Annotated in this window: 14 protein-coding genes; 9 read left to right on the forward strand and 5 right to left on the reverse strand. The window is 61.2% G+C overall.

The features are described from left to right. Positions 1 to 537 precede the first annotated feature (537 nt). Positions 538 to 1,431: a phosphoserine phosphatase SerB gene (gene serB, locus A477_RS0121450; RefSeq protein ID WP_017200902.1), complete on the reverse strand. Its 894-nt coding sequence runs from the start codon at positions 1,429 to 1,431 to the stop codon at positions 538 to 540. A gap of 110 nt (positions 1,432 to 1,541) precedes the next feature. On the opposite strand from serB, the gene A477_RS0121455 reads away from it, so the two are divergent. The 5 genes from A477_RS0121455 to lplAB all read left to right on the forward strand — a co-directional run bounded on the left by A477_RS0121455 (position 1,542) and on the right by lplAB (position 5,537). Continuing rightward, complete coding sequence (locus A477_RS0121455) at positions 1,542 to 2,327, forward strand: ABC transporter ATP-binding protein (RefSeq protein ID WP_026005832.1); 786 nt, start codon at positions 1,542 to 1,544, stop codon at positions 2,325 to 2,327. Between the two features lie 19 nt (positions 2,328 to 2,346). Continuing rightward, entirely contained in the window at positions 2,347 to 3,132 is a 786-nt protein-coding gene (locus tag A477_RS0121460) for a sulfite exporter TauE/SafE family protein (RefSeq protein ID WP_017200904.1), read from the forward strand. A 7-nt stretch (positions 3,133 to 3,139) separates the two neighbouring features. Continuing rightward, on the forward strand, positions 3,140 to 3,949 hold the full coding sequence (locus A477_RS0121465; protein WP_017200905.1) for a TrmH family RNA methyltransferase: 810 nt from the start codon (positions 3,140 to 3,142) through the stop codon (positions 3,947 to 3,949). A 141-nt stretch (positions 3,950 to 4,090) separates the two neighbouring features. Beyond that, positions 4,091 to 4,348 (forward strand): type B 50S ribosomal protein L31, encoded by a 258-nt coding sequence (locus tag A477_RS0121470; RefSeq protein ID WP_017200906.1) that lies wholly within the window; start codon positions 4,091 to 4,093, stop codon positions 4,346 to 4,348. Positions 4,349 to 4,436: 88 nt separating this feature from the next. Next, complete coding sequence (lplAB, locus tag A477_RS0121475) at positions 4,437 to 5,537, forward strand: lipoate-protein ligase LplAB (protein ID WP_192812034.1); 1,101 nt, start codon at positions 4,437 to 4,439, stop codon at positions 5,535 to 5,537. A gap of 6 nt (positions 5,538 to 5,543) precedes the next feature. On the opposite strand, the gene pepN is transcribed toward lplAB, so the two are convergent. Then, the gene (gene pepN / locus A477_RS0121480) at positions 5,544 to 8,168 is read right to left on the reverse strand and encodes an aminopeptidase N (RefSeq protein WP_017200908.1); all 2,625 of its coding nucleotides are present in this window, start codon (positions 8,166 to 8,168) and stop codon (positions 5,544 to 5,546) included. A gap of 4 nt (positions 8,169 to 8,172) precedes the next feature. Then, a complete protein-coding gene (locus A477_RS0121485) occupies positions 8,173 to 9,222 on the reverse strand; it encodes a YeiH family protein (protein WP_017200909.1) in 1,050 nt (349 codons plus the stop codon). A 110-nt stretch (positions 9,223 to 9,332) separates the two neighbouring features. Here A477_RS0121485 and A477_RS0121490 point away from each other — a divergent pair, with 110 nt between their 5' ends. Genes A477_RS0121490 through A477_RS0121500 form a run of 3 tightly spaced genes read left to right on the forward strand, consistent with a single transcriptional unit; the run spans position 9,333 to position 12,719 of the window. After that, positions 9,333 to 10,889, forward strand: a complete 1,557-nt coding sequence (locus tag A477_RS0121490; RefSeq protein ID WP_017200910.1) for a circularly permuted type 2 ATP-grasp protein — start codon at positions 9,333 to 9,335, stop codon at positions 10,887 to 10,889. A 55-nt stretch (positions 10,890 to 10,944) separates the two neighbouring features. Next, positions 10,945 to 11,871, forward strand: coding sequence for an alpha-E domain-containing protein (locus A477_RS0121495; RefSeq protein ID WP_017200911.1), 927 nt, complete (start codon positions 10,945 to 10,947; stop codon positions 11,869 to 11,871). Next, complete coding sequence (locus A477_RS0121500) at positions 11,868 to 12,719, forward strand: transglutaminase family protein (RefSeq protein WP_017200912.1); 852 nt, start codon at positions 11,868 to 11,870, stop codon at positions 12,717 to 12,719. Before A477_RS0121495 ends, A477_RS0121500 begins: the two co-directional genes overlap by 4 nt. Before the next feature lie 64 nt (positions 12,720 to 12,783). On the opposite strand, the gene A477_RS0121505 is transcribed toward A477_RS0121500, so the two are convergent. Then, on the reverse strand, positions 12,784 to 14,235 hold the full coding sequence (locus A477_RS0121505) for an SDR family NAD(P)-dependent oxidoreductase (RefSeq protein ID WP_017200913.1): 1,452 nt from the start codon (positions 14,233 to 14,235) through the stop codon (positions 12,784 to 12,786). 73 nt (positions 14,236 to 14,308) lie between these two features. Beyond that, entirely contained in the window at positions 14,309 to 15,721 is a 1,413-nt protein-coding gene (glgC, locus tag A477_RS0121510) for a glucose-1-phosphate adenylyltransferase (RefSeq protein ID WP_017200914.1), read from the reverse strand. A 93-nt stretch (positions 15,722 to 15,814) separates the two neighbouring features. On the opposite strand from glgC, the gene glgA reads away from it, so the two are divergent. Further along, positions 15,815 to 17,011, forward strand: a complete 1,197-nt coding sequence (gene glgA / locus A477_RS0121515; protein ID WP_017200915.1) for a glycogen synthase — start codon at positions 15,815 to 15,817, stop codon at positions 17,009 to 17,011. Positions 17,012 to 17,058 lie beyond the last annotated feature (47 nt).

Below are 17,058 nucleotides of genomic sequence, written 5' to 3' on the forward strand. Positions count from 1 at the left end.
CTGTTCTGTTGTGTCACGGGCAGTATCCGTAAAGTTGGCAGTTCGGGTGGCGTGAACGTCGTAGTGATTCGCGTGAAGGATCTCGTGGAGGGGCGTTAAACGCTCATCCATCATTTCCTCGTCAAATTCAGTCGATTCGAATACGTAGTCACGTTTCCACCATTTCCACGTGCGCTCCGAACGGCTCACTTCCTGCCCCCGCACTTCCCTCGTTCCGGACTGCCGCCTGCTATGCGGAGTTATTGATAGAAATCTTTACTTTACACAACAACTTCTGCACCTAAGCAAAATACCCACGCACTAGCCGGAACGTACTTTTTCATTACGTACAAGAATGACAGTTTGATAAATTGTTGCCTTTTCTGCGTCACGAAATTCGTTTAGCTGTTTCACGCTGACTGCTTCTTTTCGGCTGTCGTGTTTCCCGTGCATGCCTGCCTCTTCCGGGCAAAACTAAAGCACCGGTGGAGCATCTCCACCGGTGCTTAGGTCAGGTAACGCTAAGCGGCGGCGTCGCGCAAACGGCGCCGCTTAGCCTCATACGTTGGCGATATGCCGCACTGCGTCAAGATACGGCATCGTGATGACAGCGTCGGCCACCGCGCGGACTGCCGGTTTGGCATTGAAGGCGACACCGAGGCCGGCCGCACTCAGCATGTCCAGGTCGTTGGCGCCGTCGCCCACCGCAATAGTGTGCTCAAGACTGATGCCTTCCGCAGAAGCCCACTCACGCAAGTACTTCTCTTTGGCAGCCCGATCGATAACTGCGCCGAGAACCTTACCGGTCAACACGCCGTCGACGATCTCGAGCTCATTGGCAATCCAGTAGTCCAAACCGAGTTCTTCAGCGATGGGCCCCAAAATTTGATTGAATCCACCGGATACAACAGCAACCACATGCCCTGCCTCTTTGAACGCGGCGACCAGTTCTGCCGCACCCAGGCTAAGGCGTACCTCTTGGCGAACATCATCAACGACGGCGGCAGGCAGCCCGGCGAGGACGGCAACGCGGGCGTGCAAGCTCTGGGCGAAGTCCAATTCACCGCGCATGGCAGCCTCTGTGACGGCTGCGACTTCCTCACGTTTACCGGCGTGAGCTGCCAGCAGCTCGATGACCTCCTGCTGGATCAGGGTTGAATCCACATCCATGATCAGGAACTTCCGGGGGGCTTGGCGCAGGCTCCCGGGGACAATGGCTGTGTCCACCCCTGCCTCGGCGGCTTCGGCCACCAGCCGCCTCACTGTCAAAAGACCTGCTTCCGTGTCGGCGTCCACCGTAAGATCGGCCGTGTGCACACCGAAACGCTCGTCGCCGCCCTGTGATTCCGAAGACACCAAGGCGCCGGCGTCAGCCAGCACTTTGAGCACATTTTCCAGTGATTCGGGGGACAAATTCACGCCGTAGCTGACTGCAGCCAAGTTCGAAGTCATGGCGTCAATCCTACTGAGGGCGCCAGATCCATCCGAATTCGTTTCCCCTCGTAAACGAGGAGATACGCCGGTTATCAGTCACACGTATTTTTGTCCTAGTGTCTACTGCTATGAGTGATGTTCTGGAATTGGCTGCCGTCAGCGTTGTCCGAGGCAAAAAGACCCTGCTGGACAAGGTCGACTGGGAAGTCAACGAAGGAGAACGCTGGGTCATCCTGGGACCGAACGGCGCCGGTAAGACCACCCTGCTCCAGATAGCTGCCGCCCGCATGCACCCAAGCAGCGGCAGGGCCGGGATCCTCGACGAAACTTTGGGGCGCGTTGATGTCTTTGAGCTCCGCCCCCGCATCGGCCTTTCGTCGGCAGCACTCGCTACCCAGATTCCCGAACACGAGAACGTATTGAACGTCGTGGTCACGGCAGCCTATGGCGTCACTGGTCGTTGGCGTGAGGGATACGAACGCGACGACGAACGCCGCGCCTTTGGATTGCTCAACGACTGGGGGATGGGTCCGTTGTTGAACCGCACCTTTGCCACGCTGTCCGAGGGGGAGCGCAAGCGCGTCCAGATTGCCCGTGCGCTGATGACCGATCCTGAACTACTGCTGCTGGACGAGCCTGCCGCAGGCCTCGACCTCGGCGGGCGCGAAGAACTGGTCCACAAGCTCGGTGAGCTCGCCAGCGACGAAGCCGCGCCGGCGATGGTCCTTGTCACTCATCACCTTGAGGAAGTGCCACCCGGATTCACGCATGCCATGCTGCTCCGCGAAGGCGGAGTGGTGGCTGCTGGTCCCATCAAGGAAGTCCTGACGGACGAGCATCTCAGCAAAACCTTCGGACTGGCGTTGGACGTTTCGGAAAATGCGGGCCGCTACACGGCTACCGCCCGCCGCTAGACAGATCGCGTAGTCAACAGTGGAGATCCTTAGCAGCATCCTGGTCTTTTTCGCGGGCCTGTGGGCCGGCACCATCAACGCGGTAGTCGGCTCCGGCACGCTGGTAACCTTCCCCGTGCTCATAGCCCTTGGTGTTACTCCGGTGGTCGCTTCGATGAGCAATGCGATGGGACTCGTGGCCGGCACGGCCGCGGGTGCCTGGGGCTACCGACGCGAACTGGCAGGCCGTGGCAGGCAACTGATGAAACTTCTGCCGGCCTCTTTGCTGGGCGGTATCACCGGAGCGTGGCTGCTGCTGCACCTGCCGGAGAAGGTCTTCCACTATGTAGCACCCGTCCTGCTGGTCCTTGCCCTCCTCATGGTGCTGTTCCAGCCCAAGCTGCAGGCATGGGTTCGCAGCAGGGAAGAGAATCCGGAACACGCCATCCGGGATCGCAGCCACGGATTCCTGCTGGTGGTCCTTGTGTACTTGGCCGGTGTGTACGGCGGCTACTTCGTCGCTGCGCAGGGAATTCTCCTGGTGGGCATCCTCGGGGTGTTCCTCACCGGAACCATGCAAAACGCCAATGCCATGAAGAACTTCCTGGTACTGGGCGTCAACATGGTGGCGGCCACCTCTTACCTGATCTTCGCCTTTGACCGCATCAATTGGCTGGTTGTCCTGCTCATCGCGGTCAGCTCAACCATTGGCGGACTAGTCGGTTCCAAGGTAGGCCGGAAGCTGTCTCCCCGGGTCCTCCGGGCAGTGATCTTCACCCTTGGCATTGTGGCCCTGGGCTTCATGGTCGCCAACCTGCTGAAATAATCACCCGGTGACATTCCATTATCTTGAGTCCGCCAACGATCCCCGCGTGACGGACTACACCACGCTCACGGATGTACATCTGAGGAAGCTGCGGGAGCCCCGGGAGGGCATGTACATCGCCGAATCTTCCAAGGTCCTCCGCAGGGCGTTGGCTGCAGGCCACCAGCCACGTTCCTTTTTTCTGGCTGAGAAGTGGCTGGAGGACCTCGACGACGTCTTCCGGGCTCATCCCGAGGTTCCGGTCTTCATTGGCAAGGCCTCCTTGCTCGAAGAAATCACCGGGTTCCACCTGCACCGCGGTGCCATGGCTGCAATGCACCGGCCGGCTCCTGTGCCGTTATCGGACCTTCTGGCCAACGCGCAGCGGATCGCCGTCCTGGAGGACATTGTGGACCACACCAACGTGGGTGCCATCTTCCGCTCCGCCGCTGCACTCGGAGTGGACGCGGTCCTCGTGTCGCCACGGTGCGGGGACCCCCTGTACAGGCGCAGTGTTCGCGTCAGCATGGGCACAGTGTTCCAGGTTCCATGGGCGCGTTTGGAGAGCTGGCCGGGCGACCTGGCACAACTGAAGGAACAGGGCTTCACAGTGGCGGCCATGGAGCTGACCGATGGCGCCTTGGACTTGGACGATCTGGCGGCACGGAACATCCCCAAACTGGCCCTGGTGCTTGGCACCGAAGGGGCAGGCATGAGCCAGGAGACGTTGACCGCCGTCGATCTCGCCGTCAAGATTCCCATGCGTGAAGGCGTCGATTCGCTTAACGTCGCAGCGGCGTCGGCAGTGGCGTTTTGGGAACTCCGCCCACGCGATTGAGCGGAGTTCGTACGGGATGGCCGTTTCGGCTATGATTGGTTGTTGGCCCGGCCGCTGGAATGTCCGCATTGCAGCAAAGGTCCACCTCCATTCATACCTGGCAGCTGGCAAAATCCAGTTGCGCGAACAAAAGGTCCCATTATGAAGTCTGATATCCACCCGAAGTACGAAGCTGTTGTTTTCAACGACCTGGCTTCCGGTACGCAGTTCCTGACCAAGTCCACCGTGTCTTCCTCGAAGACCATCGAGTGGGAAGACGGAAACACCTACCCGGTTATCGACGTCGAAATCTCTTCGGAGTCCCACCCGTTCTACACGGGCAAGCAGCGCATCATGGACTCCGCTGGCCGCGTCGAGCGCTTCAACGCTCGCTTCAAGGGCTTCGGCGGCAAGAAGTAACCCACTTCACCCCCAAGGCTTTTTCAAAGGCCCGTATCGCTGGTTTCCGGCGATGCGGGCCTTTGCGTTTTCCGGCAAGATGGACACCATGACTTCCCACCCGGCCCAGGAACCGCACACCCACGACGACGACGCACGCCTTCACGGCGAATATAAAGTCCCTGGCGGCAAACTTGTGGTGGTGGACCTGGAGGTGGTTGATGGCCGATTTTCCAAGGTATCGCTGAGCGGCGACTTTTTCCTGGAGCCCGATGAAGCCCTTGAGGACATCAACCGGGCACTGACGGGCCTCCAGGAGAACTCCACAGCGGCAGACATCGCCGCAGCCGTCAACGCCGGATTGCCCGAGGACGCCGTACTGTTCGGGTTCTCCGCCGAGGCGGTGGCTGTAACGGTCCGCCGTGCGCTCTCCAAGGCCACCGGCTGGGCGGACCACCAATGGGAAGTCATTCCACCTTCAGTCCTGCCCACGCAGGTGAACGTGGCGTTGGATGAGGTCCTCACGGAGGAAGTGGGAGCAGGGCGGCGGAACCCCACGTTGCGGTTCTGGGACTGGGAAGAGCCGTCCGTTGTCATTGGCAGTTTCCAGTCGGTGCGGAACGAGGTGGATCCGAACGGCGTCTCCAGGCACGGCATCACGGTGGTGCGCCGCATCAGTGGCGGCGGCGCCATGTTCATGGAAGCCGGCAACTGCATCACCTATTCGCTCTACCTACCGCAGACGCTGGTGGATGGAATCAGCTTCGCGGACTCCTACGCATTCCTGGATGCCTGGGTTATGGCCGCACTGGAGAAGCTGGGTATTACCGCCTTCTATGTGCCCTTGAATGACATTGCCACCGACCAGGGCAAGATCGGAGGCGCGGCACAGAAGCGGCTCGCCAACGGCGGCATGCTGCATCACGTCACCATGAGTTACGACATTGACGCAGACAAGATGGTGGACGTCCTGCGCATCGGCAAGGAGAAACTATCGGACAAGGGAACCCGGAGTGCCAAGAAGCGGGTGGACCCGTTGCGCCGTCAGACAGGCCTTGCACGCTCGGCAATTCTTCAGGCTATGCAGGATGTCTTTGCTGAACGCTACGGTGCTGTGGAAACCCGGCTCACCGACAACGAACTCGACGAAGCAAAGCGGCGCGTGGATGCGAAGTTCGGCACTGAAGAATGGCTGAACCGGGTTCCCTAAGCTCCTTCAGGCCGGCTGTCCCTTGGGCCAGCCGGCCGCTTGCGCCGTCAAAGCCCGCAGCAGGTGGCTCCGTTGCTCAATGACGATGCGGCGCAAGGCACGGGGAGCATCATGGTGGTCACGAAGCCAATGGTCGGCCCGAACCAGTACCGGGTGATCAGCCGGCCGTACGCCTTCCGGCAGGTCCTGCGCTCCGGGGAAGAGGCCGCGGACAACGCGGCCCGCGATTTCAATGCTGCGTTCGGACCACACACGCTCAAGGCACTCGAAGTAGGGCTCAACGTAGCGTTCCAGAAGGTCCCTGGGAGCAGTCACGAAGCCGGATATCGTAGCGCTGAGGATTTCGTTGGAAAGGCCTGTGCTGTTCACCGCAGAATCCCAGGCAGCTGCCTTGACTGAAGCGTCCGGTCGGGCGGCTGAGGCCAGGGCATGGCCCTCCCTGCCCGACGCGGTCGTATCGGCCTTCAGCTCCTGGTCCAGTTCGGCCAGGGTCGCTTGCCCGTGGGCCGCCAGTGCCTGCCAGAGGCTCCATCGTAGTTCGGCGTCCACGGCCAATCCCTCCACCACGGTGCTGCCGTCCAGGATGCCCCGCACGAGGGACAGCTGGCTGTCACCATGTCTGGATACGTCGGCCACGGTTCTGGCCCACGCGAGTTGCGGGTCTGAGCCGGGAGCAGCGGACATCAGCTGCTCAGCAGCTACCGCCAGGAAATCTTTTCGCACGCCTTCCCGTGTCGCCGAGGGTACATAACGCTCGATGGCGCTTGCAGCATTGCCCAGCACGTTCAGCAGGACACCTATGCCCGTTTCCGAAGGCGCGAACTGCTCGACGGCGGACACGTAGCGGGCCGCTGGGGTAACTCCGTCCCGGGCTGAATCCCAGAGCGCGGTCCAGCAGAGGGCGCGCGCCATGGGATCCGAAATTTTGTCCAGGGATGTCCGCACAGTGTTTTCGGACTCGGGGTCCAGCCGCACTTTGACGTAGCTCAGATCGTCGTCATTGACCAGGAGCAGCGCCGGGCGGCGCTTTCCATTCAACGCAGTTACCAGCGTACTTGGACCGGCAACGTCCACGTCGATGCTTTCAGTCCTCACCAAGGCACCGGCCGGATCGGTGTCGTACAAGCCCAGCCGCATACGGTGTGGACGGAGTTCCTGATGGCCGGTCAGGGGATCTACGGCTTCTTGCTGGAGTGTCACGGCCCCGAAGACCCCGCCGTCCTCCACGATCTCAGCGGCAATGGTGGAGATACCGGATGTCTGCAGCCACTGGCGTGCCCACTCAGCCAAGTCCCTCCCGGAGGCAACGCCAAGGGCTTGGAGGAGGTCCTGGAGGGACGTATTACCGAATTCATGATCCCGAAAATACTGCCGGGACCCCATGATGAAGGCATCAAAACCGACATAGGCCACCAACTGCTTCAGTACCGAAGCACCCTTGGCATAGGTGATGCCGTCAAAGTTCTGCTTGGCGGCCTCAAGGTCCGGGATGTCCGCGACAATAGGATGCGTGGTGGGCAGTTGGTCCTGCACATAGGCCCAGGCTTTGCGTTTGCTGGCGAAGTTCACCCATGCCGTGTCCCAGTCCGTAGCGCGGTCCACGCCAAGGGTCCCCATGTAGTCGGCGAACGACTCCTTGAGCCAGAGGTCATCCCACCAGTTCATGGTCACGAGGTCGCCGAACCACATGTGCGCCATCTCGTGCATCAGCGTATTGGCCCGGGCTTGGTACTGGGCATCTGTGGCGCGGGAGGCGTAGACGTACTTTTCCGTAAACGTCACCAGCCCGGGATTCTCCATGGCTCCGAGGTTGTACTCGGGCACGAATGCCTGATCGTACTTGCCCCACGGATAGGGGTAGGCGAAGAGCTCGTTGAAGAATGCCAGTCCACTCTTGGTCAACCGGAACAGGTGTTCGGCATCGAATGAGTCCGCTAAGGAGGCCCTGCAGAAGAGTGCCAGCGGGATGTCCAGGCGCGTGCCGTCGTCGAGTGTTGTTGCCCAGTGATCTTCGGCTTTGAAGTAAGGGCCCGCGAGCACTGTGGTGATGTAGGTGGACATTCGTTTGGTGGTGGTGAAATCCCATCGCGCGGCACCGGGGTCGCCTGGCACGGGTGTGCGGGACTCTTCCACTCCATTGGACGCGACTTCCCAAGCAGCGGGAGCGATCACATGGAACGTAAATTCAGCTTTGAGGTCGGGCTGTTCGAAGTTGGCGAAGACGCGGCGGCTGTCGGCGGGTTCATATTGCGTGTAGAGATAACATTCGCCGTCGGCGGGATCCACAAAGCGGTGCATGCCCTCGCCGGAGCGGCTGTAGAGCGCCGTCCCCGCCACTGTCACGGTGTTTTCGGCCTCGAGGCCCTCCAGGATGATCCTGTCCCGGTCCACTACTGATCCGACGTCGAGAGACCGTCCGTTCAAAAGAACAGACTCGACGCCGCCGCTGATGAAATCCACGAAGGTGGAGGAGCCGGGGTCGGCTGAGAAGGTGATGGTACTGGTGCTCGGGTAACCGGCGACGGCGGGATCTGCCGCCTGGCGGACATCAAGCGTGACGTCGTAGCTATGGGCGGTGATGAGGGCTGAACGGGTGGCGGCTTCATCGCGCGAGAGATTGTGATTCGACACACAGCTATCTAATCATGATCCACGCGGCCCCCAGGCCCAACGATGCGATGAGGAGCCAGGACCCTAAGGCCACCAGAATTGCGCGTCCACCCGTGTGAATCAGGGTGCGCACCCGCACCGCCGAACCAAGCCCGAACAACGCTGTTGCCAAGAGGATGTCCTGAACCGCTGCGGCGATCTCCAGTCCTGCCGCGGGCGCCCAACCCAGGGAGCGGACTACCACCATGGACAGGAAACCGACCACGAACAGCGGGACAATCGGTGGGAACCGCCCGTCAACGCCGTTGGCTGCTTCGACTGTCCCGTTGCTGCGTTCCCTCACATGGACAATCCGCTGGTGTACCCCGGCTGCTGCCGCAACAGGCGCCAGCAGGACCACGCGGGTCAATTTCACGACGACGGCGATCGCCAGCGCCGATGTACCTGCGGTCTGCGCCGTGGCCACCACCTGGCCGACATCGTGCACCGAGGCGCCGGTCCATGCGCCGAACTGTTCAGGATTGAGGTCCAGCGGGTGCATGAGAAGTGGCAGGACGCCGATGGCAAGGGTGCCGCACAGTGTCACAAGCGCCACAGGGAGAACGGTGTCTTGATGCTTGATACGGCGCACAGCTGCCATTGCGCCAATCGCGGAAGCTCCGCAGATGGAGAAACCCGTGGCAATAAGGAGGGCAGCTTCTCCGGGGAGGCGCAGCAGGCGCGCGAGCCCATAGGTTCCCGCGAAGCTCACCAGGACAACACCGGCGATGAGGATCAGGGATAGCCAACCCAGGCCAAGGACGTCGCCGATGCTGACCTTCAGACCCAAAAGCACGATTCCGGCACGCATGAGGTGCTTTCCAGCGAAGTCCAGGCCTGGTCGGGCGCGCCCCGCTGTCAACACGGCCGTGCCCGGTATATTTGCTGAAAGCAGGCCCAAGGCAACAGCAAGTGTCATGGCCGGAACCGCCGGAAAGACAGTGTGGATGGCGAAGGCAAGGCCCGTTGCGACGATACTCAGGACCAACCCGGGCCCCAGCCGGGACAGCTGGGGCGCAAGACTGTTGAAGGGCATGCCTCAACCCTGCCGGATGGGGGCACGGAAGGCGAACCGGGAGTACCCGGAAACGGCCACACAACCAGCGCGAAATGCGCTCGACTCAAAAAGGTGATTACCTGAATCCCATGTCTGACCTATTTCAGGATTACTCCGAAGCCGCCGCGCGCAGCGGTGCCTATGACGAGATGTTTGCCCAAGGCCACGTTGCCAGAAGATCCTATGGTCAGGTTTCCGGGGCTCTCCGCGAGCTTTCCTTGGCGGATGTCACCGCCCGGGCCGATTCCATGGCCCGAACCTTCCTGGACCGTGGCGTAACGTTCGACTACGCGGGGGAGGAGCGGCCCTTTCCTTTGGACATTGTCCCGCGCGTCATTCCCGCCGACGAGTGGGACGTACTGGAGCGTGGCGTTGCCCAGCGCGTCAAAGCCCTTGAAGCATTCCTGAACGATGTCTACGGGCGGATGGCAGTAGTAACTGATGGCGTAATTCCGCGGCAACTTGTGACCACCAGTGCACATTTCCACCGTGCGGTCCACGGTTTCGAACCCTCAGGTGGTGTTCGTGTCCATGTGTCGGGCATTGACGTCGTCCGCGATGCAGCTGGAACATTCCGCGTGCTGGAGGACAACGTCCGCGTGCCTTCGGGTGTCAGCTACGTTTTGGAGAACCGTCGAGCCATGGCCAAGGGTTTGCCCGAGGCGTTCGGCCAGCAACACATCCGGCCTGTGGAAGAGTACCCCCGGCGGCTTCTCTCTGCATTGCGTAAGACCGCTCCCTCAGGCGTGGACGACCCCACCGTTGTTGTCCTGACACCGGGCGTCTTCAACAGCGCCTACTTTGAGCACACCCTCCTTGCAGGGCTCATGGGTGTGGAACTGGTGGAAGGCCGGGACCTCATCTGCCGCGGCAACCGCGTGTACATGCGGACCACTGCCGGTGAGCAGCGCGTGGATGTCATCTACAAACGTATCGACGACGACTTCCTGGATCCACTGCAGTTCCGCTCGGATTCCATGCTCGGCTGCCCCGGATTGGTTAACGCCGCCCGAGCCGGGGGAGTGACCATCGCCAACGCTGTGGGTAACGGCGTAGCCGACGACAAGCTCGTGTACAGTTACGTGCCTGACCTCATCCGGTACTACCTCCACGAAGAGCCAATCATCGCCAATGTCGACACTTTCCGGCTTGAGGAAAAGGAAGCCAGGGAACACGTCCTGGACCGCCTCGACGAGCTGGTGGTCAAGCCCGTGGACGGCTCGGGTGGCAAGGGATTGGTCATCGGGCCGGACGCCACGAAGGACGAGCTTGACGCCCTGCGCAAGCGCGTCATAGCCGATCCCCGAGGATGGATCGCACAGCCTGTCCTGCAGCTTTCCACGGTGCCGACGCTCTCCGGGGACAAGTTCGGCCCTCGCCACGTGGACCTGCGTCCTTTCGCCGTAAACGACGGCGACGACGTCTGGGTCCTGCCCGGAGGCCTCACCCGGGTGGCGCTCAAGGAGGGGTCCCTGATTGTGAACTCCAGCCAAGGCGGCGGTTCCAAGGACACATGGGTTTTGGCCAATTCTCCGCAACTGCCGGCCGAGGTCATTCCCCGCCAATCCGTGACGGTCCGCGAGCAGGTATCCGTATGGCCGGTGGAAAGCAACTGGCGGGACCGCCAAACGGAGCAGCAGCAGTGAACGCGCTCCACCAACACTTGAACTTCGACATGCACCACGCGAAGGAGGCAGTTCCATGCTGAGCCGCATTGCTGAGTCACTCTTCTGGATCGGACGCTACGTAGAGCGCGCCGACGGTACCTCAAGGATTTTGGATGTGCACCTTGAGCGCCTGAACCACTTGCCCCTGGAGGAACAGCGCAGCGTCGCCCGGGAGCTTCTTGCCGTGATGGGCGCCAAGCCGCAGAGCGAAGAGTTCGGCCTTCCCGAACTCCTTCATGCCTTGGCCTATGACAAGCACAGCGCGTCCTCCATAGCCGGTTCACTGGGGGCAGCCCGCGAGAATGCGCGGCGCGCCCGCGAAACTGTCTCCCAGTCGCTCTGGGAAAGCCTCAACACCACCTACTACGGCCTCAACCAACACCGCAAGGACGTTGTGGGAACCTACCGTTTCTGCAACTGGGTTTTGGAGCGGACCGCCATGGTCCGGGGTCTGGCGGACACCACAGTCAGCCATGACGAGAGTTGGTTGTTCATGGTGCTCGGCCGCTCCCTGGAACGGGCCGATATGACAGCCCGCATGTTATCCACCCGCGACGTTCAGTCCGCTGGCATGTCGTGGGTCAACATGCTGCGGTGTGCGGGAGCCTACGAATCCTTCATCCGAACCCGCAGGGCCGCGTTCGGAGACCAGCACGCGGCGGAATTCCTGCTCCTGGACCGGTTGTTTCCGCGTTCGATTGTCTATGCGCTGCGCGATGCCGATGAATGCCTCGCCAAGTTGGATCCTTCAGCGCAGCGTGTGGGGTTCATCAACGACGCCCGCCGAATTGTGGGTCAAGCCCGGACATTCCTTGAATTCCACCGCACAGACGATCTCATGTCCGAACTTCCTGAACACATGGAACGTGTTCAAAAGGCCGTGACTCAGGCCTCGGACGCAATTTCCCGTAAGTACTTCAATCAGGCTGATGAGCACGCCTGGGTGGGAGAAGTTTCATGACCCGGCTGAGCATCGTTCACAAGACTGCCTATAAGTACAACCGCCGTGTGACCTTGTCCTACAACGAGGCCCGGATGACTCCTCTGACCGACGGCCAGCAAGTTGTCCTGGAAGCCTCACTGAAGGTCTCACCCAACCAGGCCTCCGTAAGTAACTACCGTGACTACTGGGGAACGCGGGTCACTGCGTTCGATATGCAAATGCCGCATGAGAGTCTTGAAGTCCTCGCCACGGCCACCGTTGAAGTGCACCGCACCGAACGGGTGGCAACCGAAGATGACATTGTGGGATGGGACGTCATGGCTTCGGACAAGGTCCAGGACGAATTCAGCGATTGGTTGCCCCAGTCCCGGCTCAGCGGGCCCGGGGAGGAAGTCCTGGAGATTGTTCCGGATATCGTCAGGGGAAAGAACCCCCACGAGGCCGCGCTGGCCGTATTCGCGTGGATGGCCGGTGAGATGACCTATATGAAGGGAACCACCGGGGTCACAACGAATGCGGAACAGGCGTGGTCCCAGCGCCAGGGGGTGTGCCAGGATCTTGCCCATTTGGCCATCGGTGCCCTGCGCTGCAGCGGCATTCCTGCCCGCTACGTTTCCGGATACATCCATCCGCGCTCCTCGGCGGACATCGGCGAAACTGTTGCCGGGCAGTCCCACGCTTGGTTGGAATGGTGGGATGGCGAATGGCGAAGCTGGGACCCTACCAACCACAAGCCGGCAGGTGACTACCATGTCACCGTGGCTCGGGGCCGTGACTATCGTGATGTTCCCCCGCTGAAGGGCATACTCTCCGGTGGAGGGGGCTCGGGGCTCTCCGTTTCAGTGGAGATCACCCGCCTCGCGTAAATATGCTTGCATGGATAAGGCCCTCAAGAGTCACTCTTGAGGGCCTTATCTGTACTCAGACTTTCTACCAGGGGGAGGGCTTGTAGTCCTTGAGGAAGACACCGTACTGGTCCTCGCCCTTTTCGCCCATCACGATGGGGTCGTAGACACGCGCGGCGCCGTCGACCAAGTCCAACGGAGCGTGGAATCCTTCTTCCATGAGCCGGACTTTGGTGTAGTGCGGCCGTTCGTCGGTGATCCATCCGGTATCCACTGCGGTCATGAGAATGCCATCGGAATCCAGCATTTCCTGGGCGCTGGTCCGTGTCATCATGTTCAACGCGGCCTTGGCCATGTTCGTATGGGGGTGCCCGGGGCCCTTGTAGGCGCGGGAGAATTGCCCTTCCATGGCGGAGACGTTGACGATGTACTTCCTGTGGGCTGTGGATCGCTTCATGGCATCGCGAAGGCGGCTTACCAGCAGGAAGGGTGCCGTGACGTTGCACAGCTGGACCTCGAGCATCTCCAAGGGATCCACCTCGTCCACTACTTGGGTCCAGCTGTTAATCGACGCGAGATCCGGAACCAAGCCGCCCGCATCGATCGCGGTCCCTGACTCAATTCGCTCCAATGATGCCGATCCGGTGGAGAGCGCCAGCGAGGTGATCGCGTCGCCCGCCAAGACAGGGTGTTCGGTGACGCTGCTGGCGAGGGCAAGCGGGTGCTTGTCATGCGCATGACCGAAGGTCACCAGCTCGGGACCACCGTTGGCCGCTTCAAGGGCCGCAGGCAACGGCTCGTCCTCTGCGTCAACCAAAGGCTTGTAAGCGTTACCGGAGCGCCGCACGGTCTGGGCTGCGTTGTTAATAATGATGTCCAATGGGCCGGCCTCGTTGAGTGAGTCGGTCAATGCCATGACCTGTGCCGGGTCACGGAGGTCTATGCCAACGATCCTGAGCCGGTGGAGCCACTCTCCGCTATCCTCCATGGCAGCAAAGCGTCGAGCGGCGTCCTTGGGGAAACGGGTGGTGATGGTGGTGTGGGCGCCGTCCCTGAGCAGGCGCAAGGCGATGTACATGCCGATCTTGGCGCGTCCGCCTGTCAGCAATGCCCTGCGTCCCGTGAGATCCGTGCGGGCATCGCGTTTGCTGTGGCTGAAGGCAGCGCATTCAGGGCAGAGCTGGTGGTAAAAGGCGTCAACCTGCGTGTAGTGCTTCTTGCAGATGTAGCAGGGACGCGAGCGGATGAGGTGCCCGGCAATCTCGCCTGTGGCCGAAGGCGCCAGCTTGTTGCCGCGGGTTTCGTCGTCAATGCGATCCGGCGCAGCGGTGGCCGTCAAGGCGATGACGGCGCGGTCAGCCTCAGCGATGGAGTCGCGTTTGGTCACACGGCGGTGGCGTTTGACGGCTTTGAACATCTTGCCGGTGGCACGGCGGACAGCAACGTAGTCCGGGTGCTCTTCGTCGTAGACGTGGATCGTGGTCAGAACCTTGAGGCAGGCCTGGATCTCTTCAGGCGTCAGATCGGTGGAGCTCATTGACCTGATTTTACAGCCTTGGGAGGCTATGGCCTGCCTCGGGTTCTGTCAACGCCAGTCGGGTACGTTCGGGCTAATGCGAGGCACCTTGCGCTGCGGCGTCCGCCACGCGTGACTGGATGCCCGCCGCTACCTTTTCGGCGGAATCGCGGATGTCGGGATCATCGTGGGTGGCCGCCTTGACAGCTTCCGGCAGTCCACGCCGATGTTGCGCCGACAGCGCGAGCTCTGCCTCACCGGGCTCCGGAACAACCTGGCCCTTCGCAAGGACGGTAATGCCCGACTCTGTGACCTTGTAGCCGCGTGCCTTATCCAAGGCAGGGTCCAAGCCGATGGCCGCGCCAGCAGGGACTTTGACGTTCTTGTCCAGGATTGCGCGCTTGATCACGGCACCTTCGCCGACACGGACCTTATCCATCAACACAGAGTCCTGGACACGGCTGCCTGCCGCCACATAGGCGTCGTTGGAGATCACGGAACCTTCAACGATGCCACCGGAAACCACCACGCCGCTGGCAACAATGGAATCGAGGGCCGTTCCCACCGTGTTGTTCTCGCCACGGACAAACTTTGCCGGGGGCGAGATGCTCTGGCGCGTGTAGATCGGCCACTCGGAGTTGTAGAGGTTGAAGATCGGCACGGGGGAGATCAGGTCCATATGTGCGTCGTAGAACGAGTCGATGGTACCCACATCGCGCCAGTAGGTCCGGTCGCGTTCGGTGGCACCCGGGATGTCGTTGAGGGTGAAGTCGTACACACCGGCTTCGCCTTGGTCCACGAAGTAGGGAATGATGTCCCCGCCCATATCGTGCTTGGTATCCAGCCGTTCTGCGTCCACGTGCAAGGCTTCAACGAGCGCGTCTGCATTGAACACGTAGTTGCCCATGGAGGCGAGGAACTGCGTGGGGTCGGCTGCCAGTCCGGGGGTGCTGGCCGGCTTTTCCACGAAGGCCGCAATCTTCTGGGAATCGTTCTGGTCTACCTCGATGACACCGAACTGGTTGGCCATGTTCAGTGGCTGCCGCACTGCGGCAACTGTCGCTTTGGCCCCGCTGGCAATGTGCTGCTCCACCATTTGGGAGAAGTCCATGCGGTACACGTGATCAGCGCCGACCACTACCACGATGTCCGGGGCGTCGTCATGGATGAGGTTCAGCGATTGGTAAATTGCGTTGGCACTGCCAAGGAACCAGCTCTTGCCCACACGCTGCTGCGCCGGAACAGAAGCTACATAGCGGCCCAGTTGGGTGGACATACGCCAGGTTTCAGAGATGTGCCGGTCAAGGCTGTGCGATTTGTACTGCGTCAGCACGACGATTTTCAAATATCCCGAATTAACGAGATTGGATAGTGCAAAGTCAATTAACCTGTAGCCGCCTGCGAACGGCACCGCGGGCTTGGCCCGATCCGCCGTCAGCGGCATGAGTCGGTTGCCTTCTCCGCCTGCCAATACGATTGCCAGAACTTTCTTCAACGCCATGGTCACAGCTCCCCGTACGTCTTCGTATCCCCCAAAAGTCCGATTTTCCGGACTCTTTCACACTAGAACACATACGCCGGAACGACTACGTTGGTTAGCGTGCGAATAGACATTGTGACTAAAGAATTCCCTCCGGAAATTTATGGCGGTGCCGGTGTCCACGTTGCCGAGCTCAGCCGGGTGCTGGCAAAGCACGTCGACCTTCACGTCCGGGCGTTCGGCGCGCCCCGTGATGCCGACTATCATGGGGCTTCCGTGGCGTCCTACGCCACGCCCGAAGACCTCGGCGATGCCAACGCCGCCGTCCAGACCCTCGGCGTGGACCTGAGGATAGTTCCGGACATTGCGGGAGCGGACCTCGTCCACTCGCACACCTGGTACGCCAACATGGCCGGCCATCTCGCGTCGCTGCTGCACGGCATTCCGCACGTGCTCAGCGCTCACAGCCTGGAGCCCCTGCGCCCATGGAAGGCTGAGCAGCTTGGAGGCGGCTATGCGCTGTCCTCCTGGGTGGAGAAGACAGCATATGAGGCAGCCGCCGCAATCATCGCCGTTTCCGATGGCATGCGTCAGGACATCCTCCGCAGCTACCCCAACGTGGATCCCGACAAGGTGCGCGTGGTCCACAACGGCATCGATGTCTCCCTGTGGGAGCGTGATGAAGAGGATGACGCGATCCGTGCGCTTGGTATCGATCCCGCCAAGCCCAGCGTGGTCTTCGTGGGCCGCAACACCCGCCAGAAGGGGGTGCCGTACCTGCTCCGTGCTGCGTCAAGCCTGCCGGAAGATGTCCAGTTGGTGTTGTGCCTCGGGGCTGCGGACACTCCCGAACTCGCCGCTGAAACTGCACGCCTTATTGAAGAACTGCAGGCCAAGCGGGAGGGTGTCATCCTCATCGAGCGGATGCTGCCCCGCAAGGAGCTCATTCAGGTCCTCAGCCATGCCACCGCGTTCGCCTGCCCTTCGATTTACGAGCCCCTGGGGATCGTGAACCTCGAAGCCATGGCATGCGGCGCGGCAGTGGTGGCAAGTGCCACAGGCGGCATTCCGGAAGTGGTCCAGCATGGCGAAACCGGGCTCCTCGTCCAACTTGAGCAGGTCACTGACGGGACCGGGACGCCATTGGATCCCGAGAAGTTCGTCAGCGACTTCGCTGCGGCCCTGAACGAGGTAGTTGCGGATCCCGCGCGCGCCCGTGAGATGGGAATTGCTGGACGACGCCGTGCGGAGGAGCACTTCTCTTGGGAGTCCATCACTGAGACAACGCTTGAGGTCTACCGATCAGTCCTGCGCTAAATCCCCGGCGTTCCACGAGCAAGACAAACCTCGACGGCGCCGTCCCC

The organism is Arthrobacter sp. M2012083 (assembly GCF_000281065.1).
In the GTDB taxonomy this organism is placed as follows: domain Bacteria; phylum Actinomycetota; class Actinomycetes; order Actinomycetales; family Micrococcaceae; genus Arthrobacter.

Excerpts from the sequence above, each read along its gene's own strand:
- A477_RS0121485 (WP_017200909.1), bottom strand. The coding sequence starts at position 9,222 with ATGCCCTTCAACAGTCTTGCGCCCCAGCTGTCCCGGCTGGGGCCCGGG.
- lplAB (WP_192812034.1), top strand. The coding sequence starts at position 4,437 with ATGACTTCCCACCCGGCCCAGGAACCGCACACCCACGACGACGACGCA.
- serB (WP_017200902.1), bottom strand. The coding sequence starts at position 1,431 with ATGACTTCGAACTTGGCTGCAGTCAGCTACGGCGTGAATTTGTCCCCC.
- A477_RS0121490 (WP_017200910.1), top strand. The coding sequence starts at position 9,333 with ATGTCTGACCTATTTCAGGATTACTCCGAAGCCGCCGCGCGCAGCGGT.
- A477_RS0121500 (WP_017200912.1), top strand. The coding sequence starts at position 11,868 with ATGACCCGGCTGAGCATCGTTCACAAGACTGCCTATAAGTACAACCGC.
- A477_RS0121505 (WP_017200913.1), bottom strand. The coding sequence starts at position 14,235 with ATGAGCTCCACCGATCTGACGCCTGAAGAGATCCAGGCCTGCCTCAAG.
- A477_RS0121495 (WP_017200911.1), top strand. The coding sequence starts at position 10,945 with ATGCTGAGCCGCATTGCTGAGTCACTCTTCTGGATCGGACGCTACGTA.
- A477_RS0121470 (WP_017200906.1), top strand. The coding sequence starts at position 4,091 with ATGAAGTCTGATATCCACCCGAAGTACGAAGCTGTTGTTTTCAACGAC.
- A477_RS0121455 (WP_026005832.1), top strand. The coding sequence starts at position 1,542 with ATGAGTGATGTTCTGGAATTGGCTGCCGTCAGCGTTGTCCGAGGCAAA.